The organism is Chitinophaga sp. YIM B06452 (assembly GCF_039655965.1).
Lineage (GTDB): Bacteria > Bacteroidota > Bacteroidia > Chitinophagales > Chitinophagaceae > Chitinophaga.
The window spans coordinates 261,870-283,594 of sequence record NZ_JAWLKY010000006.1 but is presented as its reverse complement, the minus strand read 5'-3'; the positions used below and the strand labels follow the sequence as shown (position 1 = coordinate 283,594).

At 55.0% G+C, this 21,725-nt stretch carries 17 protein-coding genes; 6 read left to right on the top strand and 11 right to left on the bottom strand.

Annotated features, from left to right (window positions below; translation table 11 throughout):
- Window positions 1-49: 49 nt before the first annotated feature.
- Together R3I13_RS24165 and R3I13_RS24160 are read right to left on the bottom strand one after the other, a co-directional pair.
- Window positions 50-1,273 carry a FecR domain-containing protein gene (locus R3I13_RS24165; protein ID WP_346320560.1) on the bottom strand — a complete coding sequence of 408 codons (1,224 nt, stop codon included), beginning with the start codon at window positions 1,271-1,273 and terminating at the stop codon, window positions 50-52.
- A 48-nt stretch (window positions 1,274-1,321) separates the two neighbouring features.
- Window positions 1,322-1,918, bottom strand: a complete 597-nt coding sequence (locus R3I13_RS24160; protein WP_346320559.1) for a sigma-70 family RNA polymerase sigma factor — start codon at window positions 1,916-1,918, stop codon at window positions 1,322-1,324.
- A 302-nt stretch (window positions 1,919-2,220) separates the two neighbouring features.
- On the opposite strand from R3I13_RS24160, the gene R3I13_RS24155 reads away from it, so the two are divergent.
- Complete coding sequence (locus R3I13_RS24155; RefSeq protein WP_346320558.1) at window positions 2,221-2,475, top strand: hypothetical protein; 255 nt, start codon at window positions 2,221-2,223, stop codon at window positions 2,473-2,475.
- Between the two features lie 82 nt (window positions 2,476-2,557).
- Here the strand turns inward: R3I13_RS24155 and R3I13_RS24150 are convergent, their stop codons facing one another.
- The 4 genes from R3I13_RS24150 to R3I13_RS24135 all read right to left on the bottom strand — a co-directional run bounded on the left by R3I13_RS24150 (window position 2,558) and on the right by R3I13_RS24135 (window position 7,333).
- Window positions 2,558-3,301, bottom strand: coding sequence for a DUF1080 domain-containing protein (locus R3I13_RS24150; protein WP_346320557.1), 744 nt, complete (start codon window positions 3,299-3,301; stop codon window positions 2,558-2,560).
- Window positions 3,302-3,308: 7 nt separating this feature from the next.
- On the bottom strand, window positions 3,309-4,592 hold the full coding sequence (locus tag R3I13_RS24145) for a Gfo/Idh/MocA family oxidoreductase (RefSeq protein WP_346320556.1): 1,284 nt from the start codon (window positions 4,590-4,592) through the stop codon (window positions 3,309-3,311).
- A gap of 139 nt (window positions 4,593-4,731) precedes the next feature.
- Entirely contained in the window at window positions 4,732-6,234 is a 1,503-nt protein-coding gene (locus tag R3I13_RS24140; protein WP_346320555.1) for a magnesium chelatase, read from the bottom strand.
- A gap of 4 nt (window positions 6,235-6,238) precedes the next feature.
- On the bottom strand, window positions 6,239-7,333 hold the full coding sequence (locus R3I13_RS24135) for a VWA domain-containing protein (RefSeq protein WP_346320554.1): 1,095 nt from the start codon (window positions 7,331-7,333) through the stop codon (window positions 6,239-6,241).
- Between the two features lie 134 nt (window positions 7,334-7,467).
- Here R3I13_RS24135 and R3I13_RS24130 point away from each other — a divergent pair, with 134 nt between their 5' ends.
- From R3I13_RS24130 to R3I13_RS24110, 5 genes are all read left to right on the top strand, one after another.
- The gene (locus R3I13_RS24130; RefSeq protein ID WP_346320553.1) at window positions 7,468-8,310 is read left to right on the top strand and encodes a TIM barrel protein; all 843 of its coding nucleotides are present in this window, start codon (window positions 7,468-7,470) and stop codon (window positions 8,308-8,310) included.
- Between the two features lie 92 nt (window positions 8,311-8,402).
- Entirely contained in the window at window positions 8,403-9,221 is an 819-nt protein-coding gene (locus tag R3I13_RS24125) for an AraC family transcriptional regulator (RefSeq protein ID WP_346320552.1), read from the top strand.
- Between the two features lie 102 nt (window positions 9,222-9,323).
- Window positions 9,324-10,694, top strand: coding sequence for a TolC family protein (locus R3I13_RS24120; RefSeq protein WP_346320551.1), 1,371 nt, complete (start codon window positions 9,324-9,326; stop codon window positions 10,692-10,694).
- Between the two features lie 88 nt (window positions 10,695-10,782).
- Window positions 10,783-13,917, top strand: coding sequence for an efflux RND transporter permease subunit (locus R3I13_RS24115; RefSeq protein ID WP_346320550.1), 3,135 nt, complete (start codon window positions 10,783-10,785; stop codon window positions 13,915-13,917).
- Window position 13,918: 1 nt separating this feature from the next.
- Window positions 13,919-14,995, top strand: a complete 1,077-nt coding sequence (locus R3I13_RS24110) for an efflux RND transporter periplasmic adaptor subunit (protein ID WP_346320549.1) — start codon at window positions 13,919-13,921, stop codon at window positions 14,993-14,995.
- Between the two features lie 74 nt (window positions 14,996-15,069).
- Here R3I13_RS24110 and R3I13_RS24105 read toward each other — a convergent pair whose 3' ends face one another.
- The 5 genes from R3I13_RS24105 to R3I13_RS24085 all read right to left on the bottom strand — a co-directional run bounded on the left by R3I13_RS24105 (window position 15,070) and on the right by R3I13_RS24085 (window position 21,724).
- Entirely contained in the window at window positions 15,070-18,234 is a 3,165-nt protein-coding gene (locus R3I13_RS24105; protein WP_346320548.1) for a DUF2723 domain-containing protein, read from the bottom strand.
- 182 nt (window positions 18,235-18,416) lie between these two features.
- Window positions 18,417-18,713 (bottom strand): antibiotic biosynthesis monooxygenase family protein, encoded by a 297-nt coding sequence (locus R3I13_RS24100; protein ID WP_346320547.1) that lies wholly within the window; start codon window positions 18,711-18,713, stop codon window positions 18,417-18,419.
- Window positions 18,713-19,537, bottom strand: coding sequence for an SAM-dependent chlorinase/fluorinase (locus R3I13_RS24095; RefSeq protein ID WP_346320546.1), 825 nt, complete (start codon window positions 19,535-19,537; stop codon window positions 18,713-18,715). The genes R3I13_RS24100 and R3I13_RS24095 overlap by 1 nt, the downstream gene beginning before the upstream one ends.
- A gap of 128 nt (window positions 19,538-19,665) precedes the next feature.
- The gene (locus R3I13_RS24090; RefSeq protein ID WP_346320545.1) at window positions 19,666-20,481 is read right to left on the bottom strand and encodes an SDR family oxidoreductase; all 816 of its coding nucleotides are present in this window, start codon (window positions 20,479-20,481) and stop codon (window positions 19,666-19,668) included.
- 88 nt (window positions 20,482-20,569) lie between these two features.
- Window positions 20,570-21,724: an efflux RND transporter periplasmic adaptor subunit gene (locus tag R3I13_RS24085; protein ID WP_346320544.1), complete on the bottom strand. Its 1,155-nt coding sequence runs from the start codon at window positions 21,722-21,724 to the stop codon at window positions 20,570-20,572.
- Window position 21,725 lies beyond the last annotated feature (1 nt).

The following is a 21,725-nucleotide window of genomic DNA, read 5'->3' as shown; positions in this document are numbered from 1 at the left end:
TTGGATAAACCGCCTGTGCCGGCGGCAATTAGCTTATCGTATTGGTTGATTATTGCCGGACGATGATGGTTCCCCTTTCCGGTCCTTTTTCTAAAGTGAAATGAACGCCGCTGGTCAGCTCAAGGCTTTTCAGCACGGTGGCGAGGTCGGTGCTCCTGTTCATCACTCCCACGATAGAGGCCTGCGGTTTCCCGCCTTCGTACCGCACGTCCACATTATACCACCGGCTCACCTGGTTCATGACGGTGGCAAGGTCCAGGTTGTTGAAATTGAATGTGCCGCTTTTCCAGGCCACGGCATCTTCGGCATTTTCAGGCGTGGTCACCGATATGGCAGGAGCGTTCTCCCCAAACCGTGCCTGCTGGCCGGGTTTGAGCAACACGCTTTCAGCATCCTTCATCAGCCTGATCTTCCCTTCCAGCAGCGTGGCATGATGTATGGCGTCTGCCGGATAAGCGCTGACGTTAAAATGAGTGCCCAGCACTTCTACTACAGCGCCGTTGGCCTCTACTTTGAAAGGTTTCCGCGGGTTGCGGGCCACTTCAAAATAGGCCTCGCCGCTGATGGATACCCTCCGCTCGCTGCCCGTGAAAGCTACCGGGAAGGTGATGGTGGAAGCGGCATTCAGCCAGACGGCCGTGCCATCGGAAAGCATTACTTTATATTCCCCGCCGTTAGGTGTTTGGATGGTATTGTATTCGTCTGCCTGGCCGGCGATGGACCAGCTGTCTGCTTCCCGGTAGGCAACCTGGCCTTCTTCCGTTTTGCTGACCGTGGCGCCTGCCTGCCGCGCCAGCTGCCCGTTTGCGGCACTGTCCAGCACAATAGTGGCGCCATTGGCGAGCGTTAACACCGCTTTATTGGTATTGCCCGGCACTACATTAAATGCGACGGGAGCGGTTTCTTTCGGGCCGCCGCCTTCCCGGAAGAACAGGTACCCGAGCGCGCCTGTGAGCACGAGCAGGCAGGCCGCGGCGGCATACTTTGCCCAGGGGCGCATCCGGTGAACAGGTTTGTTGTAATGAAGCGCAGGAATGGCGGAGGAGAGCCTGGCGTATACGGTATCTATGACCTGCTGCTGCCGCTCGCGCGGCAAAACGGCGGCGGGTGCGGCGGGCGCATCGTCGAGCAATTGCTGCCAGGTGTGCTGTACATCCGGGTCGTCTGCATACACGGAAAGCCTGTTGAGCGTTTGCTCATCGCCGGCCCCGTTGAGCCATTGCTCAAACAAAAGGCGCAGTTCGTTTTCTTTTTCAGCGGGCGTCATGTACATAATACGCTGCTTGTGCAAAAAGTAACTACTGCCGGCATAAATTTTTTTTTAGCTGAACAGCCAGGCCAGCAGTAAAGCCCCCGCCAGGTCAGACCGCCTGGCCGCCATTTCCCGGAGGCTTTGGGTGGCTTTTACAAGGTGATTGTTAACGGTGGTCCGGGAAATGTTCAATAATTGGCCGACCTCTTCATGGGATTTCTGCTCCAGCTTGCAGAGCTTAAACACCAGCCGGCGCTGGGGCGGAAGCTGTTCGATTGCATTGTTCAGCCACGCGGTGTTCTCTTTCCAGAACATCCAGCGCTCAATGGTTTCCTGGCTTTCCGCACTGGCTTTCAGTAAGGTGTCTACCAGCTCCTGGTTCCGCTTCGCCTTCCTGAAGAGACTTATAACGAGGTTATTGGATATCTTGAATAAAAAAGCGCCAAACGATTTATCAGGGTCTATCTCCGCCCGCTTCTGCCAGATAATGGAAAAAACGTCCTGCAGGATATCCGCCGCCAGGTCTTCGGATTTCAGCACGCTGACCAGTTTGGCAAGAACGCGGGGGCTATAGTAGTAATAAATGGCATGAAAAGCCTCCGCATCTCCTTCCGATAGGCGTTGGACGTATACTTTCTCATGTGCCGGATCAAAACCAGATGACATACCAGATATTATTTGTGCGGCCTCCGTTCAGGCTTTTGGTTGAAATTGCTGCCGGTGTAAAAAGCAGTTGTTGATGAAGGAAATCCGTTGAAATGTGCAACGGCAATTCATATATGAAAATATGAAATCGCCCCCCTGAGCGTATAAAATTACAAATTTCCTGAAATAAAGACAGTCGTTGCAAAAACAGGCAGGGATGGTTAAGATAAACTAATGCGCTATGCCGTACTTCAATAAAAGGCCACGCGATGTGGTCTTTTTTCTTTGCGTATGTTAAAAGATGCGGTTATATTTAGACAATAATGCTGACGCTGAACAAACTGAGGATCTTCAAACAATACGCCGGCGATCTGGATGCCCTGCGGCACGCAAACAGCGCAGACAAAGACGCCATTACCAGCCACGACTGGTTCGTGATCGGCAACCTGCTGCAGGACATCAGGCTGGTGAACCGCAGCCTCGCTTCCGAAGCGTATGCCGGCAGGGTAGAAGAAGCGCTGGAAGGCGCCTGCGACAACCAGGCGACTATTGATGAATTGAGGAAAATGGCGGAGTAAAAAAAACGCGAAGGAAAATAATATAGCAAAAAAAGGAGGCAATGCAAATTGCCTCCTTTTTCGTAAAAGACTAATTAATATATCAAAGCTTCCTGATCCATATATTCCTGTAACTCACCAAATCCCCATGGTCCTGCAAGGCAAGCGGCAGCGCGCCGTGTTTTTCGTAGAACGGTTTGCCGATGTACAGGGTCTTGCCTTTCAGCTCGGTATTGTTCTGCACCAGTACGCCGTTGTGCAATACAGTCACGCGTGCGGGCGATTTCAGGGTGCCGTCGTCGTTGAAGCGGGGCGCCGTCCAGATCACGTCGTAGGTTTGCCATTCGCCGGGTTTTTTGCAGGCGTTCACGAGCGGGATGGCCTGTTTGTAAAGACTGCCGGCCTGGCCGTTTACGTACGTTTTGTTGTTGTAATTGTCCAGCACCTGCAGCTCGTAATTGGATTGCAGGAAAATGCCGCTGTTGCCGCGGCCCTGGCTTTCGCCTTTCACTACTTCGGGCGACCGCCACTCGATATGCAGCTGGAAATCTTCGAATGACTCTTTCGTTTTGATGCCGCCTTTACCCGGGGCTACGGTCATGGCGCCGTCTTTCAGCGTCCAGGGCGCGTTCCCGCCGTCTTTGTCGGATACCCATTTAGAGAGGCCGCTGCCGTCGAACAGCACGATGGCGTCTGAAGGGGCGGTGTTGGTAGCGGTGCCGGGAGTGATCACGGCGGGCACGGGTTCCCATACTTCAGTGTCTGCGGGTTTCGCCTGCTGGGCGGATGCGTGGAATGCGGGCGCGGCCAGTGCCGTGCAGATCAACAGAGATTTGATACGATGCATGTTTCTTTTATTTAGGAAGTTTATAGTTGTTGTGATATTCCGGCGTGATGTATTTGTTGGCGTCTTTGCTGGTGAATTTGCCCTGCGCCGCTTCCCAGTACACTTTTTCGCCGGTGCGGAAGGCAATGTTGCCCATCTGCGCATTCACGGCCACGTTCGCGCCCGTTTTGATATCGCACTTCAGGTCCGCCATGTTGCGGCTTTTGATCACGTCCAGGAAATTCCGGGTGTGCTTCACCAGCCCGTTGTCTGACGCTTTAACGCGCGGTACGGCTTCCATTTTATCTTTTTCGGGTATCACTTCCCAACCGCCGCGGTCCAGCACCAGGGTACCGTTGTTGCCTACAAAAGCAATGCCATGCGTGCGCCCGTAAGGGCCGCCGTCTATGCCGGTGGCGTGTTCCCATTGCATATTGAAACCGTCGAACTGGTAAATGGCGGTGAGCGTATCAGGTGTTTCCGCCGCATCGTCAGGGTAAGCGAATTTTCCACCGGATGCCACGACAGACACGGGGTTGGAAGCTTTCATGCCATACAGCGCATAGTCGATGAGGTGCACGCCCCAGTCGGTCATCAGGCCGCCTGCATAATCCCAGTACCAGCGGAAATTGAAGTGGAAGCGGTTGGGGTCGAAGGGGCGCTTCGCGGCAGGGCCCAGCCATGCTTCGTAGTTCACGCCTGCCGGCGGTGTGGTGATGTTTTGTTTAGGGATGGATTTCATCCAGCCCATGTACGCCCATACTTTCACGAGGCGCACATTCCCGAGCTTGCCGGAATGCACGAAGGCGATAGCGTCGTTGAAATGCTGCATGCTGCGCTGCCACTGGCCTACCTGCACCACGCGGTTGTGGCGCTCCTGCGCGGCCATCATGGCGCGGCATTCGGCGATGGAATTACCGATGGGCTTTTCAACATACACGTCTTTACCGGCGGAGCAGGCGTCTGTCATCTGCAGGCAATGCCAGTGGTCCGGCGTGCCGATCACCACGGCGTCTATGTCTTTATTTTCGAGCAGCTTGCGGTAATCGGTATAAAGCTGCACTTTGATATTTTTCTGGGCCAGTTCGGCGGCGCGTTTGTTCAGCACGTTCTCGTCTACATCGCAAAGCGCAACGCAATTGGTTTCGGCGTGATTCAGCAGGCCGTTCAGGTCGCTGAAACCCATGCCGTTCACACCGATCACTGCAACATTCACGCGGTCGCTGGGGGCTATGGCGCGGAGCGCGGAGGGGAAAAGGGCGGAGCCGGCAAGGAAAGCGGAGGTGTTTTGGAGGAAGTTCCTTCTGTGCATAATTTTTCACTGTTTTTTTGACGTGGAGAATAAGTGTTACTCTGACAAGATAAAAAATTCCTTTTACATACAAGTGCTTCTTTAAAACGGAAAAGGAGCGGATTGACCGCTCCTTTTTTCTCAATATGATTGATCTGTATTACAATTCCTCCTCTTCCTCCGGGTCAGTGGAAGTGCTGAAATTCATCATGGTACCCAGCAGGTCGGAGAAGCGGGTTTCTTTTTCCAGCGTCTTTTTGCTGAGCAGGCTGTAGGCGGAAAGGCCGTGCAGCACCATTTCCATCATCAGCAGCGATTCCTGTTTGTTCGCCTGGGGGAAAAGCTGCTTCACCAGCTCGGGCAGGCCCGTTACTTTGGTGAGGGCGGCTTCATATTGTTTGTCTGTCGTATCCTGCAGCAGCTGGAGGGAATTCCCCTGGTCGAACCACTGGATAACAGGGCGGTACGGGTTGGTATCCGCCGCGCCGGCCTTCCTTTTCTTGAAAGTGTCCGGGTTAGGGAAATACTGCGCGAAAAGAGTGCGCAGGCTCTTTTCAAGGAGGTTCAGCGCCACCTGCAGCGGCCCTTCCTGCTCGCCTTCGTATACCAGCTCTATTTTGCCGGTAATGCCGGGAATAATGCCCTGCAGGTCGTTAATGCGCACGAAGGTACTTTTCTCTTTGTTGAGGATGGCCCTGCGCTCCGCGGCGCTCACGGCGTTCTCGAACGCGGCGATGGTGAGGCGGGCGGAGACGCCGCTCTTTTTGTCCACGTATTCGCTGCCCCGCGCTTCAAACGCCACCTGCTCGATGATCCTTTTCACGATGTCGGGCATCTTCACCACGTCCTGCTGTTCGGCATGGATGGCGGCTTCCTGTTCGGTGATGAGCAGGGAGTTCTCCAGCGTTTTGGGATAGTGCGTGATGATCTGGCTTTCTATGCGGTCCTTCAGCGGCGTTACGATGGCGCCGCGGTTGGTGTAGTCCTCGGGGTTGGCGGTGAATACGAACAGCATATCCAGCGGCATCCTTACTTTAAAGCCGCGTATCTGTATATCACCTTCCTGCAAAATGTTGAAGAGCGCCACCTGGATGCGCGCCTGCAGGTCCGGCAGCTCGTTGATCACGAATATGCCGCGGTTGCTGCGCGGGATGATGCCGAAGTGGATCACCCGTTCGTCTGCATAACTGAGCTTTTCATTGGCCGCCTTGATGGGGTCCACGTCGCCGATGAGGTCGGCTACAGACACGTCGGGCGTGGCCAGCTTTTCGCCGTAGCGCGCTTCGCGGCCGATCCATTCAATGGGCGTTTTGTCTCCCATCTCGGCCACCAGGTCGCGCGCATAGCGGCTGAGCGGGGCAAAGGGATTGTCGTTCACTTCAGAGCCCGCCACGATTGGGATGAATTCATCCAGCAGGTCCGTCATCTGCCGCGCCATGCGCGTTTTGGCCTGGCCGCGCAGGCCGAGGAAGAGGATATTGTGACGGGAAAGCAGCGCCCTTTCGGTATCCGGTATCACGGTATCGTCGTAGCCGATAATGCCGGGAAAGGTGGTCTCCTTCCTTTTGAGTTTGGCAATGAGGTTCTGCCGGAGCTCTTCCTTTACAGACCTGTGTACATAGCCGCTTTTTTTAAGTTCGCCGAGCGTCCTGATCTTTTCCATTTGCTTATAACTTTTTCCTTTTTCCGCTTTCAAAATCATGGAACAGGAACTGTCCCAGGTGATCTGTGCCTGAAAAAAATGCTTTACCGTTGTTGGTTTCTGTGAATTCGTTGACAAATTGCTGCAGCCACGGGTCCGTAGCCACCATAAAAGTGGTGATGGGTATTTTGAGCTTCTTGCACTGGGCGGCCAGGTTGAGCGTACGGTTGAGTATCTTCCTGTCCAGCCCGAAGCTGTTCTTGTAATATTGTTTGCCCTGTTTGAGGCAGGTAGGTTTCCCATCCGTGATCATAAAGATCTGCTTGTTGGGATTGCGCCGCCGCCGCAGGATGTCCATCGCCAGTTCCAGCCCCGCCACGGTGTTGGTGTGGAAGGGGCCGACCTGCAGGTAGGGGAGGTCCTTGATCTCGATCTGCCAGGCGTCGTTGCCGAACACGATGATGTCCAGCGTGTCTTTCGGGTAACGGGTGGTGATCAGCTCGCTGAGGGCCATGGCTACTTTTTTGGCGGGAGTGATGCGGTCTTCTCCGTAAAGGATCATGGAGTGGGAGATGTCTATCATCAGCGCGGTGGAGGTCTGCGTCTTGAAATCCGTTTCCCGGATCTCCAGGTCGTCCTGCTGCATGCTGAATGCTTCTATGCCGTGGTTGATCTGCGCGTTGCGGATGGAAGCGGTCATGTCTATCTGTTCCAGCGCGTCGCCAAATGCATAGGGCCGCGTTTCGGCGTTCAGCTCGTCGCCCTGCCCGGATTTGCGGATGTTGTGATCGCCTACGCCGGATTTTTTCAGTTTGCCGAATATCTCTTCCAGCGCGCGTTTGCGGATGGTCTGCTCCGTTTTGGAAGTAATGGCGAAAGTGCCTTCCTCCTCGTTGTCACGGATGTATCCTTTGTCTTTCAGGTCCTGTATAAAATCCCCGATGCCATATTCGTTGTTGGTAAGCTGGTATTCTTTGTCCAGCTCGGTGAGCCATTGGAGGGCTTCGCCTACGTCACCGCTGGTGTAGGTGAGCAGTTGGGTGAAAATGTCCAGTAACTTATCAAATGGCGACTGACTGTTTTCGGAAGGATCATACCTGGAGAAAATAAAGCCTTTCATATCTTCACCGAAATTACGTAAAAAGTAAATACAGCACCGTTTGTCACGGCGGTGTTGCAAAATCCGGAAAAGGCTGTTATTTTTCGTGTCAGAAGTACATTTTAAGAAAAAGCTAAATTTTAAAATACACGTCTATGAGAACATTACGGAAAGGCCTGCTGACACTCGGTATGGCTGCGTTGGTGTACGCGATGCCTGCCGCTGCGCAGAAAAAGGAAGCAAAGCTGGGCTGGAAACTGGGCGCCCAGGCCTATTCTTTCAACCGTTTCACCCTGGCCGAAGCGCTGGACAAGCTGGATTCCTGCGGGTTGCAGTTTGTGGAATGTTACCCCGGGCAAACCATCGGGGGCAGCATTGAAGGCAAAATGGACTTCAAAATGGATGCCGCCAAACAACAGGAAGTGAAGAACCTCCTGAAATCAAAGAAAAAGACCCTCGTGGCCTTCGGCGTAGTGAGCCCCCGCAGCGAAGCGGACTGGAAACAGCTGTTCGATTTCGCCAAAGCGATGAACATCCAGATCATCACCTCCGAGCCCCGTGTGGAAGACCTGGACATCGTGTCCAAACTGGCGGATGAGTACAAGATCAAAGTGGCCATCCACGACCACCCGAAACCGAGCCATTACTGGCACCCTGACAGTGTGACCGCCGCCATGAAAGGCCGCAGCCAATACATCGGCGCCTGTGCGGACATCGGCCACTGGGTGCGCTCCGGCCTCGATCCCGTTGAGTGCATGAAAACGCTGAACGGCCGCATTTACAGCCTGCATTTCAAAGACCTCAACGAAAAAAGCCGCCAGGCCCACGACGTGATCTGGGGCACCGGCGTAAGCAACGTAGAGGCCGTGCTGCAGGAGCTGAAAGCGCAGAAATTCAAAGGACTGATCTCCGCTGAATACGAGCACAACTGGTTCAACAGTGTGCCCGAGATCACCCAGAGCGTGAAGAACGTGCGGGGGATGATCGAAAAATTATAGGAAATTAACAGGAGAAAAGCGCCGGGAGGAAACTTCCGGCGTTTTTTGTTGCCCGTGGAATAGCGTATATTTCATGCTTAAATGTGCATACAGTGGAGAGCATCATCCCGGTAAAAAATAAGATACAGGCCGGCAACCATATCAAAGCGGAGGCGTTCCGGAAAGATACCCGGAAAACGGAGCCGCATAAGCATAAACAATATTTCGAGATCATACTCCTCACCGGCGGCGCGGGCTTCCACTGGATAGACGGCGTGCAGTACGCGATCCGGCCCAATGTGCTGTTCTTCATTTCGCAAGACCAGGTGCATCACTGGGACATCTCCGCCGAACCGGAAGGGTATGTGCTGATCCTTAAAAGCTCGTTTGCCGAAAAAAGTTTCGATGCCGAATTGAAGATGCTGCTGCAACGCGTCGGCGGGCTTGCCTGTCTGTACCTGGAAGAAACTGCCAGTATCCTGCAGCTGTTTGAGTTGCTGGCCAGGGAAAACATGGCCTCCTCAGATATGGCTTTCCATTTAAAAGAAGGGCTGGTAAAGGCCCTGGTGGCCAAGATACTCGACAGTGCCGGCTTGCCGGCTTTCCCATCACCGGCCCGCGGCGATCTTTATCATTCCTTCATCGGGCTGCTATTGCCTAAACCCGCTAAAATGACGGTCGCACATTTCGCAGCGATGCTTAATACCACGCCGCAGAACCTGAACGCCGCATGCCGGAAAGCGGTGAACCAGCCGGCGGCAGACGTTATATCGGAGCACGTTATGAGCGAAGCCAGGCGGCTGCTGCGGTTTACCAATAAGACCGTTTCCGAGGTCTCTCTCTTCCTGAATTTCAGCGATCCCTCGCATTTCGTGAAATTCTTCAAGCGCCACTCCGGCCAAACGCCCCTGGTATACCGCGACGCTTCATAAATACCATAACATTTTCAAAAATACCAGGAAACCCTAGTAAATTAGTATACTTTTAAACCCTGACATGCGGGATGATCCCGTGTTAATTAATCAGAGCCAATCATGTTGCTGCCGAAAATCATCTGCTCAGCCGGTTTTTTATTGTTCCTCCCGTATGCGCTTGCCGCCCAGCAAAGACCGTTATCTATTACAGAAGCTGTTGCCGCCGCCACGCAGGCGCCGCGCCTGGCGGTGCTCAGGGAGCAAAGCAATGCATCCATGGCCGGCGTAAGCCAGGTAAAGAATACCCTGGTGCCGGAACTGACGGCCGGGTACCAGGCCGGTTATGCCACCTACAACAATATCACGGGCATGAGTTATCCCGGCCTGTTCCTGCCGATCAGCGGCCCGCCTTCCGCGGGTAATACGTACGACGGGGTGCCGGGCACGGCGCTTACCGCGCTCCTGAAATGGGAACCTCTCACTTTCGGGCAGCGGCAGGCAGCGGCAGAGAAGGCTTCCAGCCAGTACCAGCTGGCCGTCAGCCAATACAATGAAGCGCTTTTCCGGCAGCAATACAGCGTCATCTCCGCTTATCTCGACGGGGTTTATCTTTTGACCCTGATGAAAAGTTACCGGGCAAATATCGAACGCACGCAAACCGGGCTGGGCCAGTCGCTGGTGCTGGCCAGGGAAGGGCTGCGGCCGGGCATAGATACCGTCCAGTTCCAGTCCGCGCTGGCGCAGGCCGAAACCGACCTGCTCACGCTGGAGCTGCGTTATTATGAGCAGCTGGCGGAGATCGTGCGCCTGACCGGTTTGCCCGCCGGCGCCCGCGATATTTCCCTGACCGACACTGCTTTTATCGGGAGGCTGCCGCAATGGCTGCATTCGCAGGCGCAGGGCACGCATCCTGCTATTAAGGTCTCAGAGTTCAGGCTGGAAGCGGGAAAAGCGGCGTTAAAGGAAGTGCAGCGCGAATGGCGGCCCCGATTCGACGTATGGGCCAATGCTTATGCCCGCGGTTCGGGCGTGGCGGCGGATGGAACGGTCACAAAAGCGGACGGCTGGTCGCTCACGCGCAGGAATTATGGAGCAGGCGTACAACTCAGCTTTCCCATCCTCGGGTTTACCCAGCAGAGCATCCGGAAAAAACAATACCGCTCCCTGCTTCGCGCGGATGAAGCGCAGCTGGAACAAACGAAGCTGGACCTGAAGGTGCAGATGGAAACGGCACAGCTGCACTACGACCAGAACGGCCTCATTGCCCGCAAGGCCTTCCAGCAGGCAGCCGCGGCGCAGCTCGCATTCGACGGCCTGAAAATAAGCTACGAAAGCGGCCTGGTCGATTACACACGGCTGATGCAGGGACAGTTTGAATTGCTGCGGTCTGAAGCCTTGCAGGCAGGCGCCGTGCTTAAGCTTTGGCGCTCCGTGCTGGACATGGCCGTTGCGCAGGGCAGCCTCGATTTATTTACCAATACTTTGAAATAAATAATAGCGGATGACACCGGGCATAATAAATTTCCCGCAAGGAAACATGCAAGGTTCCATCCGGCCTTTAAAAGAAAACTATTAGCGGATGAAACTAATTACTGCGGCCTTACGGCATCCCGTGACCATATTGGTGTCCGTGATCGCGATCTTCTTCTTTTCCTTCCTTTCCATCCGCAATGCGAAAGTGGATATCTTCCCGAAGCTCGGGCTGCCGGTGGTATATGTGGCACAGCCTTACGGCGGTTTGTCGCCCGAGCAGATGGAAGGTTTCGTGACCTCTTATTACGAATATCATTTCCTTTATATCACCGGCGTGAAGTATGTGGAATCGAAGAGCATACAGGGCGCTGCCATCATCAAGATCGAATTCAACGAAGGAACGGACATGGCCCAGGCCATGGCTGAAGTGGTGGGATACGTGAACCGCTCGCGCGCGTTTATGCCGCCGGGCACGGTGCCGCCGTTTGTGACCCGTTTCGACGCCGGCAGCGTGCCTGTCGGGCAACTGGTGTTCAGCTCCGAATCGCGTTCGCTCAGTGAGATATCGGACCTGGCGCTGTTCCGCGTAAGACCCATGTTCTCCACGCTTCCCGGCGTTTCCGCGCCGCCGCCTTTTGGCGGGAACCAAAAAACGGTGCTGGTAACGGTAGACCCTGAAAAGATCCGCAGCCATAATCTCACGCCGGACCAGGTGGTGCAGTCGCTCGTGAAATTCAACAGCATTTCTCCCGCCGGCAACCTGCGCATCGGCGATACCGCTTATATCACCCCGCAGAACAGTATGATCGAAACGCTGGAAGACCTCCAGAATACGCCGCTGCAGCTTGGCGCCGGGCCCGCCGTATATGTGAAGGACATTGCCAGCGTGAGCATGGGTGCAGACGTAACCACCAGTTATGCGCTGATCAACGGCAAACGTTCCGTGTACATTCCTGTTACAAAAAGAGCCGACGCGTCTACCTGGGAAGTGGTGCAGCGCGTAAAAGCCGCATTGCCGGACATGCAGGCCGCTATTCCTGAAGATATCAAAGTAACATACGCATTCGATCAATCCGGTTATGTAGTGAACTCGCTGAAGAGCCTGCTGTTTGAAGGCGGCCTCGGCGCTATCCTTACAGGCCTGATGGTATTGCTTTTCCTGGGAGACAGGCGCAGCGCGGTGATAGTGATCCTCACCATACCGCTGGCACTGCTCAGCTCCGCCACGATGCTGTACCTCACCGGGCAAACGGTGAATATCATGACACTGGGCGGGCTTGCATTATCTGTAGGCATACTGGTGGATGAAGCCACCGTAACGGTTGAAAATATCCACCGGCACCTGGAGCTGGGCAAAAGCAAAGCCCGCGCGGTGCTGGACGCATGCCGCGAGATCGCCGGTCCGAAGTTGTTGATATTGCTGAGCATCCTCGCGGTGTTTGTACCCGCGTTCTTTATGAACGGCGTGCCAAAGGCTATGTTCCTCCCGCTGTCGCTCGCAGTGGCTTTTGCGATGATCGCTTCGTTTTTGCTTTCGCAAACGTTCGTGCCGGTGCTGGCCAGCAGGATATTGAAAGATCATGTGAGCGTTCAGAAAGAAGGTTGGTTTGAAAGGATAAAAACACGCTACCGGTCCGCCGGGCAAAGGATGCATGCGGGCGCAGGATTGGTTTCCACGTTGTTCCTCGTTATTTCTGCAGGGCTGGCTGTGCTGTTGTACCTGGCAACAGGTACGGAATTATTTCCCCGGTCAGACAGCGGGCAGGCCCAGGTTCGCCTGCGCCTCCCCGTGGGTACACGCTTCGAGCGAACGGAAGATGCAACGCGCAGGCTCCTGGCATTGTCTGACAGCATTGTAGGAAAGAACAATACCGAGATCAGCTCTGCATTCGTCGGCACGCAGCCTTCCAGCTACCCCGTGAATTACATCCACCTGTGGACGGGCGGCCCGCATGAATCTGTGACCCGCATCAAGCTGAAGCGGGGCGTCATGTCCATTGCCAATTATAAAGAATCGCTGCGCGCCGCCGTGGAAAAGGAAATGCCGGCGGCAAAAATATCTTTTGAACCGGGCGATATCGTGGAGCAGGTATTGAACCTCGGAAGCACCAATCCCATAGAGATCGCAGTAACGAACAGGAATCTTGCCGAAGGCCGGAAAACCGCGCAGCGGCTGCTGCAGGAGCTCAAAAAAATTCCCTCCGTGCGCGACCTCCAGGTGAGCACGCCGCTGGACTACCCGGCCATCAGGCTGGAAGTAGACCGCGTAAAGGCAGGCCAGCTGGGCATTACAAGTGAGCAGATCGCAAGGTCTGTTACCACGGCCACCTCTTCCAGCCGCTTCACGTCGCCCAGCTACTGGCTGGATAAAGCCACCGGCACAGCTTACCAGATACAGGTGCAATACCCTGAATACCGTATGAACAACACCACGCAGCTGGAAGCGATCCCTGTTTCCGGCGGCCAGGGCAATACGCATTACCTCAGCGAGATTGCTTCCTGGAAACCCATGGCAGTGCCCGGGGAATATGACCGGCTCAACCAGCAGCGGTATATCACCATCACCGGGAATGTGCAGGGGCAGGACCTTGGCGGTGTTTTTAAAGAAGTGGAAAAAACGATCACCTCGCTCGGAAAATTACCCACAGGCACCAAAGTGGCCATGCGCGGGCAACCTTTATTATTACAGCAAACGCTGGACAGCCTGCGGGCAGGCCTGCTGGTGGCTGTGGTGGCTATCTTCCTGCTGATGGCGGTCTATTTCCAGTCGTTCCGGGTGGCTTTGTCTATCCTCTCCGTAGTGCCCGCGGTAATAGCGGGTTCGCTGCTGCTGCTGTTCGTAACGGGGCATTCGCTGAACATTCAATCCTACATGGGAGCCATCATGGCGGTAGGCGTGGCCATTGCCAACGCGGTGCTGTATGTGACAAATGCGGAGCAGCAAAGAAAGCAGCACATCGAAGGCGCCAATATGCACGCGGCGGAAGCGAGGCTCCGGCCGATATTGATGACGGGCTTTGCGATGATCGCGGGCATGATCCCGATGTCGCTGGGCATTGGCGAAGGCGGTGACCAAACGGCCCCGCTGGGTATCGCGGTGATAGGCGGCCTGTTGTTTTCCACTATCAGCGTGCTGTTTTTCCTCCCGCATGTGTACCAGTTGGCAGCGGGCCGGCGGAAATATCGATCCGTTTCATTAGATCCTGAAGACGAGAACAGTATTACTTATGATAAACAATAGTATGCGATCCTTTTACATCATAGCATCCTGCGCGGTGCTTGCTGCCTGCGGCAACCAGGGCAAAGCGCCTGCGGAACAGGCCCCGGCGGGCGATACCGTCCAGGTATTTATCCTGAAAACGGACACTGCGCGCAAAACGGTGGAACTGCCCGCCGAACTGATACCTTATGAACATGCGGACCTTTACGGCAAAGTGCAGGGCTTCGTGAAAGCCATGCACGCCGACCTGGGCGACCAGGTAAAGAAAGGGCAGACCCTGGCGGTGATCGAAGCGCCGGAGGTCAACAGCCGCTACGCTGAATCCGAAGCCGCACTGCAATCCGCCAGGGCGAAATGGCTCTCCAGCCGCGATAATTTTGAACGGCTTAACAGGGCCTCCCAGGCCAAAACACCAGGCATTGTAGCGCCGGTAGACCTGGAAAGGAGCCGCCAGCAAATGCTGGCAGACAGCGCATCGTTCCAGGCAGCTTCCAAACAGGCACAGTCTTACAAAGCGGTTTCCGGTTACCTTCACATCACTGCGCCTTTCAACGGCATCGTCACGTCCAGGAATGCGGATCCCGGCGCACTGGCAGGGCCCAACACGGTTCTGCTGACGGTTCAGAACAACAACACCCTGCGTTTACGTGTAGCCGTGCCTGAGATTTACGTCAGCACCATGACGAAGCTGAAAGAAGCAGGCATCCGCGTGGACGCTTATCCTACAAAACAATTCAAAGCCGCCCTCACCCGCAAGTCCGGCGCCATAGACCCGAACACAAGAACAGAAACCTGGGAGTTTATGGTAGACAACAGCCGGCACGAGCTGAAAGCAGGTTCTTTCGCTTACGTAAAGATCCCGATGGAGCGGGAAGGCGCTTCACTCGTGGTGCCTGCCACAGCCATCGCCACCACGCAGGAGAAAAAATTCGTGATCAGGGTAAAAGAAGGGAAAGCGCAATGGGTAGACGTTCGCCAGGGCATGACGCTTGATAAGGGAATCGAGGTTTTCGGCGACCTGCAGCCCGGCGATACACTGCTGGTGAAAGGAACGGACGAACGGAAACCTGGATCGGAGGCGTTTTGGAAGGTGAAATAAATGCCGTCAGCATTAATATAACAAAAGCCCCGGCAGTTCGGATTGCCGGGGCTTTATTATGCTTTTGATAACAATTACTTATTACTGTCCTGCGCAGGCTGCGGTACAGGCACTGTACTGATCTGGCCGCTGCCTACTTCGTTGCGGCGGCTGGTATCGGCGCCGAGGTCTGTTTTCCATTGTTTCAGCATCAGCATGAAACGTTCTGCACGCTGCGCATCGTCCTGCAGGTCGTTGGTAAACTTGTTGGCCGGCAGGGCACGGTAGTAGCGCATCTGCTGCTCCAGGTCCTTGATGATCTGGCCGGAGATCTCCTCCGCTTTTTTGTTGTTGCCTGCGATGTAATATGCGTATACAATTTCCATGCTCCACAGGTTGTGCATATTACCGGGGGAGGTCATGGCGTAAGGCATATTGCCGGGCAGGAACACGGAATCCTGGCGGCTCAGCAGTTTGAGCGCTTTTTCTTTATCGCCTTCTTTCACCAGCGCTACGCTCGCTTTGGTATAAGCGTTGCGGATGGTTTGCAGCATGCGGCGGTTAGGCTCGTCGAAGTACACGCCTTCGATGTTCACGCTGCCGTATACGAACTTGTTCATGAGGTTTTCGTACATGCGGCGGGTGTTCACCTGGTCGTTCAGGCCGGGCAGCATTTCGTCTGAGGGCAGCCTGCGCGTGGGTACAAGGCGGTAGGTCAGGCCTTCCACGGAGAGGTATTCGTTGAAGCCAAGGTCTACCGGCCCGGTGAAATAGATCGGGCGTTTGAACGCGTTGGTGGCGATGATGTCGTACACGGCCAGGTCGTTCTTGTAGATCACGTCTTTCGGCACTTCAAACGGCACCTGCGGCGCAATGCGGCCGCTGTCCCGTATATCCACGGTGCCGTTCTTCACAGCCTCGGTAGCGTCTACGGGTATAAAGAGGCGTTTGGAAGGCAGGTAGTTCACGAACTCGCCGTTCTGCAGCTGCACTTTGGCGGCCGGGTTGTCTTCACCCAGGAAGGTGATCACTTCCTTGAGGTTATAGAAGCGGTCCTGCGGTACTTTGCCGCCGTCGTAGTGCATCACGTAGTTGCGGTTCTCACCGCGGTATTTGTCTGCGCTGAGCGTCATGGCAATGGCCGGGCTCTTGTTGGTGGCTTTGGTCTGTTGTTCGATGTACCAGTCCACACCCAGCAGGCTCAGGTTGATCACCCTGATATCCGGGCGGATGCCTTCCACTTCCTGGGCGTACCACAGCGGGTAGGTGTCGTTGTCGCCTACGGTGAACAGGATGGCGTTCGGTGCGCAGGATTCAAGGTAGTCGCGGGCAACATCCCTTGCCAGCACTTTCTTGGAACGGTCGTGGTCATCCCAGCCCTGCTGCGCCATGAGCACGGGCGCTCCCAGCATGCACAGCACGCCGGCTATTACGCCGGGTTTGGGCAGTTTGGGCGCTTTTTTCAGGAAGAACTGGTAGAGGCTCAGCACGCTCAGGCCGATCCAGATGGCGAAGGCGTAGAAGGAGCCCACATAGGCGTAATCACGTTCGCGGGGCTGGTTGCCGGCCTGGTTAAGGTATAATACGATGGCAAAACCGGTGAAGAAAAAGAGCACGCCTACAATGAGCGCGTCTTTCTTATGACGGTTGTAATGGAAAAGGAAACCGATGATGCCGAGAATGAGCGGCAGGAAGAAGAAGGTGTTGTGCGCCTTGTTGTTCTTCAGGCTGTCCGGCATCATGCTCTGGTCGCCGTAGAGGAAGTTGTCTATGAAAGAGATACCGGAAACGGTGTTGCCGTCTCTCGGGTTGCCGAAGCCCTGTGTATCGTTCTGGCGGCCCACGAAGTTCCAGCCGAAGTAACGCAGGTACATGAAGCCGACCTGGTAACGTACAAAGAAGCTGATATTGTCTCCAAAGGTAGGCGCTTCGCCGTCTCTCAGGCCGAGGTTCGCTTTATAGAAATCGGCATGCCCCTGGTCGTTGCTGGCGTCCCACACGCGGGGGAACAGCATCATGTCTTTGGGATTGTAAACAGGTACCTGTTTTTTGCCGACTACAATGTATTCCTTGTTGCCGCGGGCGTAGATGTTCCCTTTCTCCTCATATTTTTCAGGGCGCGCGGTAAACACCTGGCCGTAGAGCAGCGGGAAGTCACCGTATTGTTCGCGGCCGAGGTAACCCACGAGAGACACGGGATTGTCCACATTATACATGTCCACGGTGGGGTTCGCGGAGGAGCGGATCATGGTGGTCACGTAAGTGGAGTAACCCATGAGCACGAAGAATATGCAGGAGTTGATCAGCTGCACGGAACGTTTCATGCCTGCGCCGCTCAGCTCCACCCCGAACAGTTTCAGGAGATAGGGGATGAACAGTACGCCGGCGCCGATCACGAAGCGCAGCACGCGCATGCCGCCGCTGTCGCCGTCGGCAAATGCCGGGAAGATGATCAGGGAGGCGATGATGATCAGCGGCGCGTAGAGGCCGATCTTGCCGGGTTTGAAATAACCGTATACCAGCAGCGCGATGATGGCCAGGAAATAGAAGGTGAAACCGGAGAAGAACGGCAGGCCGAGGCTGTTCACGAAGAACACGTCCATCATGCCGGATACTTTAATGGTATCCTGTATGATGAATTTCTGCACCAGGCCGGTGATCACGCAGCCGAGCACGAATGCCCAGAATGCGCCTTTTACGGATACGTTTTTGCCGCGTTTGAAGTAATAAATGAGCACCATCGCGGGGATGGTGAGCAGGTTCAGCAGGTGGACGCCGATGGAAAGCCCCATCATGTAAGCGATGAAGATGATCCAGCGGTCGCCGTATTTGGTATCTGCTTCGTGCTCCCATTTCAGCATGGCCCAGAAAACGAGGGCGGTGAAGAGGGATGACATGGCGTATACCTCGCCTTCCACGGCGGAGAACCAGAAAGAATCGGAAAAAGTATAAGCAAGCGCACCTACCGCGCCGGCAGCCATTACTACATGGACCTGCTTTTGGGTGAGCTGTTCGCCGTCCTTGCTGAAAATGCGGCGGGCAAAGTGCGTGATGGTCCAGAATAAGAACAGGATCGTGAAACCGCTGGCCAGGGCACTCATGATGTTGATGCCGAGCGAAGCCTCGGAAGGTTTGAAAGGCAGCGTGAAAATACGGCCCAGCAATACAAACAGGGGGGCACCGGGGGGGTGGGGCACCTGTACTTTATAGGCCGCGGAAATGAACTCCCCGCAATCCCACAGGCTTCCCGTGGCTTCCATGGTCATTAAATAGACAGTACAGGCAATAATACACACTATCCAGCCCGTAATGTTATTAATCCGGTTAAAATACATAAGGTTGTTTTAGATAATTCCGACAAAAATAGAAAAAGTAACCAATTAAGCTAATGTGAGCAATAGTTTTAACTTTTTATAAATACTTTAACTTTTTACTGGGCTTTTTATTGCAACAGGGGCGTTTTATCATCCAGGCTCCAGGCCTCGGGTTTGCCTGTAAACCAGCCTTTAATGCCCGCCCATACCTCCGCAAACAAAGGGGAGTGGCGGTAATGGTCCAGGGACTCCGGCCCGTCCCAGATGCTGTACGTGAAATAAACGCCGGCATGGCTGCGGTCTTTCCACAATTCCAGGTGGCTGCAGCCGGGGTAATGGCGGATGGCTTCCTGTCTTTCAGCAAAAAGGGCCTCAAAGTCGGTTCCCCGTTCGGGGGCCATGGTAAGTTTCACAATGCGGATCATTATTCAAACAGGATTCTGACGGTTTGATAGAAGGAGAGCTGCTGGTAAGCGCCCTGCTGCAGCTGGTCGCGCCGGAAGCCCTGCAGGCCGAACAGCCCGGCGGCGTTTCCCTTGTTCACGGCAATTTCGAGGTAACCCGCAGAATTGAACAGCGCCAGCTTCTGGCCCTCGGGCACGTCCGCATACGTTTCACTGATCTGCGTGATCATTTCATCGCGGCGGAACATGATGGCGAATTTGCGGTTCCTGCGCTGCTCGTCGAACTGCCCGCGGGTGATGTTCACCACTACGTTCTCAAAATTATCGATATGCAATATCTGCCCTTCGATATAATCTTCCCCGGTAAGGGGCTGCAGGTTGTTTTTGACGGTGATCTCCGTGGTGAGCGTGCCCGTTTCGGAGAGGGCGGCGCCCTTGGTGAGGCGGGCCAGGGCTCTGGCCATCACGGCCACCATGTTGAGCGTATTGCGGCTTTCAGCCGGGTCCAGCGGGATGCGGTATACTTCCGCGGGCATTTCCCCGGCTATCATGGTGAGCAGGCCATTGTCCGCACAGAGGATGAACTGGTTGTTGTGGCGGCCGATCAGCAGGTAATCCGTTTTGCGGTCGAACAGGTTGTTGAGCACCAGGTGATAGGTTCCTTCCGGGAAGTAACGGAAGGCGCTGCGGCAAATGTAGGTGGCCTGCGGCAGGTTGAAGGGGGAAATGTGATGGGAAATGTCCACCACCTGTGCATCCGCGCAGTGTTGCAGCAACAGCCCTTTGATGGAGCCTGCCAGGTAATCCTGCAAACCAATGTCAGATGTCAGTGTGATGATGGGCATATGTTATAAAGCCGGAGCTGTAAACCACAGGGGTGTTGTAAATCCTGTGCAAAGAAAATCAATTATTCAGTGTAAACGTGCAAAAGAGCGATAAAAAAAGGGATGTATAACAAAATGAGGACCAGTTTTCAGGCTTCGAGGGGGGAGCCGGGCTCTTTCCTGAAATGGTTGAACACCAGCCTGTCTGCCCAGGCGGGAAACAGCCTGCTGAGCAGCACGGTGAGCTTGCCCTGCGTAGTGAGTATCAGTGTGCGCTTCCGCTGGATGATGGCGCGCAGCGTATGGCGGGCCACATCTTCGGGGCTCATCAGCTGGTCTTCTTTGAGCGGGGTCTCTTTCTGGGAATGCCCGGTTTTATCGAGCGCGGTATTGCGGATATTGGAGGCGGTAAACCCGGGGCATACCCACATCACGTTAACGCCTGTATGGAGATTTTCGGTGCGGAGGGCTTCCAGGAAACCCTGCATGGCAAACTTGGAAGCGGAATAACCGGTACGCCCCGGCAGGCCGCGGTATCCGGCGATGGAAGACACGCCCACGATGGTGCCTTTGTTGGCGGTGATGGAAGGAAGGGCGAATTTGGTGCAGTACACAGCGCCCCAGAAATTGATGTCCATCAGGGATTTGAGCACATCGGGACCGGTGTCTTTAAAAAGGGCGCGCATGCTGATGCCTGCGTTGTTCACCAGCACGTCTATTTTGCCGAAGCGGTTCAGCGCACTGTCTATGAACGCTTTGCATTCTTCCTCGCGGCTTACGTCTGCCACGAAGGTGTGCAGCGCATCGCTGCCTGCCTCCGCCGCCAGGGCTTCCAGGGCTTCCCGGTTGCGGGCGCACACGGAAACGCTGGCGCCTGCCTGCAAAAAAGCAATGGCGAGGGCCCTTCCGATGCCGGAAGAAGCGCCCGTGATAACGACAGAATTATGCTGGAATACGCTTTGCATCCCGCAAAAATAATGTGAAGCACCCCAATAGAAAAATTTATTGCAGGCTAAAAAAACATAGCCTGCAATAAAAATTATCCAAAGCGGGTCAATGGGCGTGCCCTTCTTCGCCGCTGTTCATCATTTTTGCCATCAGGTCGTTGGCGCCTTTCACGGCAAACCGGGCATTGGCGGGCGTTCCATCGGGCAATATCACTTCCGTGTACCCGTTGCCGCTTACTCCCGCAGCCACTTCCAGGCGTTTGAAATGATTGGGCTCTTCCATGGCCATGAACACGTAGTATTTATCGCCTTCCATCACGATGGCATCATCCGGCAGGGATGGCACTTCCGCTGCGCCGGTTTCCACCCAGGCTTTGAGGTAGGTGCCGGGCATCATTTCCTTGTCTTCCCGGTCCAGGTGGCAATGCACGCGGATGGTGCGGTCGCTGTCTATCTCCCGGCCAATGAGATGGATGGTGGCGGTGCGCTCGGCGGTTTCGTTAGACAATACAAAGCGCACCCTGCGGCCGATCTTCAGGCGGGGTATGTCTTTCTCGAACACGGTCAGCTCTGCATGCAGGTGCTCCGTATCTACTATCTCGAACATGGGCTCGTTGGCATTCACAAACTTCCCGATGTTGGCGTTCACCTTCGTCACATAGCCGCTGATGGGCGCTATCACGGGGATGGCGCGGATGATGATGCCTTTTTCGAGGTTCGCGATGCTGATATTCATGAGCAGCAGCTTCTGGCGAAGCCCTTCCATGCGCACTTTGAGGGTACGGTGGTCCGCTTCTGTTTTCTGAAGGGTCTTTTTCGCGGTCACGTTCTCGCGGCTCAGTTCCTGCTGCCTTTCCAGCTCCTGGTCCAGGAAGCCGAGCTGCGCCTTTGCTTCAAGGTAATCCTGCTGCAACTGGATGTAATCGGGATGTTCCATTTCCGCGATCACCTGTCCTTTTTTTACCCAGTAGCCTTCCAGCAACTGGGTGTTGCGGAGGATGCCGCCGAAGGGCGTGGAAATGCTGAGCATCTGTTGCGGCGGCACGTCCAGCATGCCGTTCACTTTAATGGAGCCGCTGAGGGAACGTTTTTCGGCGGCGGCGGTTTGCAGGCCGGTGGTTTTGGCCTGCGCGGCGGTCAGCTCCACGACGGTTTCTTCATGATGTGCTTCAGCGGCCGTGCTGTCGGCCCCGGAAGGTTTAGACGCATTGCCGCAGGAAACAAGCGCGGCGGCGGAAAATATGATCAGTAATCTTTGCATG

Excerpts from the sequence above, each read along its gene's own strand:
- R3I13_RS24130 (WP_346320553.1), top strand. The coding sequence starts at position 7,468 with ATGAGAACATTACGGAAAGGCCTGCTGACACTCGGTATGGCTGCGTTG.
- R3I13_RS24100 (WP_346320547.1), bottom strand. The coding sequence starts at position 18,713 with ATGATCCGCATTGTGAAACTTACCATGGCCCCCGAACGGGGAACCGAC.
- R3I13_RS24115 (WP_346320550.1), top strand. The coding sequence starts at position 10,783 with ATGAAACTAATTACTGCGGCCTTACGGCATCCCGTGACCATATTGGTG.
- R3I13_RS24090 (WP_346320545.1), bottom strand. The coding sequence starts at position 20,481 with ATGCAAAGCGTATTCCAGCATAATTCTGTCGTTATCACGGGCGCTTCT.
- R3I13_RS24135 (WP_346320554.1), bottom strand. The coding sequence starts at position 7,333 with ATGAAAGGCTTTATTTTCTCCAGGTATGATCCTTCCGAAAACAGTCAG.
- R3I13_RS24140 (WP_346320555.1), bottom strand. The coding sequence starts at position 6,234 with ATGGAAAAGATCAGGACGCTCGGCGAACTTAAAAAAAGCGGCTATGTA.
- R3I13_RS24155 (WP_346320558.1), top strand. The coding sequence starts at position 2,221 with ATGCTGACGCTGAACAAACTGAGGATCTTCAAACAATACGCCGGCGAT.
- R3I13_RS24145 (WP_346320556.1), bottom strand. The coding sequence starts at position 4,592 with ATGCACAGAAGGAACTTCCTCCAAAACACCTCCGCTTTCCTTGCCGGC.
- R3I13_RS24105 (WP_346320548.1), bottom strand. The coding sequence starts at position 18,234 with ATGGAAGCCACGGGAAGCCTGTGGGATTGCGGGGAGTTCATTTCCGCG.
- R3I13_RS24085 (WP_346320544.1), bottom strand. The coding sequence starts at position 21,724 with ATGCAAAGATTACTGATCATATTTTCCGCCGCCGCGCTTGTTTCCTGC.
- R3I13_RS24165 (WP_346320560.1), bottom strand. The coding sequence starts at position 1,273 with ATGTACATGACGCCCGCTGAAAAAGAAAACGAACTGCGCCTTTTGTTT.
- R3I13_RS24110 (WP_346320549.1), top strand. The coding sequence starts at position 13,919 with ATGCGATCCTTTTACATCATAGCATCCTGCGCGGTGCTTGCTGCCTGC.
- R3I13_RS24120 (WP_346320551.1), top strand. The coding sequence starts at position 9,324 with ATGTTGCTGCCGAAAATCATCTGCTCAGCCGGTTTTTTATTGTTCCTC.
- R3I13_RS24150 (WP_346320557.1), bottom strand. The coding sequence starts at position 3,301 with ATGCATCGTATCAAATCTCTGTTGATCTGCACGGCACTGGCCGCGCCC.
- R3I13_RS24160 (WP_346320559.1), bottom strand. The coding sequence starts at position 1,918 with ATGTCATCTGGTTTTGATCCGGCACATGAGAAAGTATACGTCCAACGC.
- R3I13_RS24095 (WP_346320546.1), bottom strand. The coding sequence starts at position 19,537 with ATGCCCATCATCACACTGACATCTGACATTGGTTTGCAGGATTACCTG.